Here is a 453-nt window from a genome sequence, read left to right as displayed (position 1 = left end):
ACCTACAACGACAAGCCCGTCAACGGCCAGGACAACCCGTCCTTCCTCGACGTCCTCAACCAGACGCCCCCGCCGCTCGACGCGAAGGACTGGCCCCGCCCCAAGCGCTTCGCCGGGCTGCGCGCCGCGTGGAAGAAGTCGTGGGAGGAGGACGGCTTCCTCTACGAGCGCTGGGAGGAGGTCTCCCAGGTCCGGCACGTCAGCTGGCACGAGGTCGCCAACTGGATCAAGGCGGCCGCGCTGTTCGGCGGGCTCAGCCTCATCGTGCTGATGCTGGACACGGCCGGCGACGTCGCCTCCGCCGCGCTCAAGGGCCTGTCCGCCGCCCCGGCCACCAGCGGCGGCGACGGCAGCGGCCTGTGGGGCACCGTCGACCACCCCGTCCGCATCTTCCTCGCCGACCAGGCCGCGCACCTCACGGTCGCCCCGGCCGCCCTGTACACGTTCTGGCAG

Annotated in this window: 1 pseudogene; it reads left to right on the top strand. The window is 72.0% G+C overall.

The annotated features are described in order from the left end of the window. Positions 1-453 (top strand): annotated as a pseudogene (locus tag RM572_RS29210) (hypothetical protein); the annotation flags it as partial.

Source organism: Streptomyces hazeniae (assembly GCF_031845485.1).
Classification (GTDB): Bacteria; Actinomycetota; Actinomycetes; order Streptomycetales; family Streptomycetaceae; genus Streptomyces; species Streptomyces hazeniae.
This window is presented reverse-complemented; position numbering and strand designations above follow the sequence as displayed.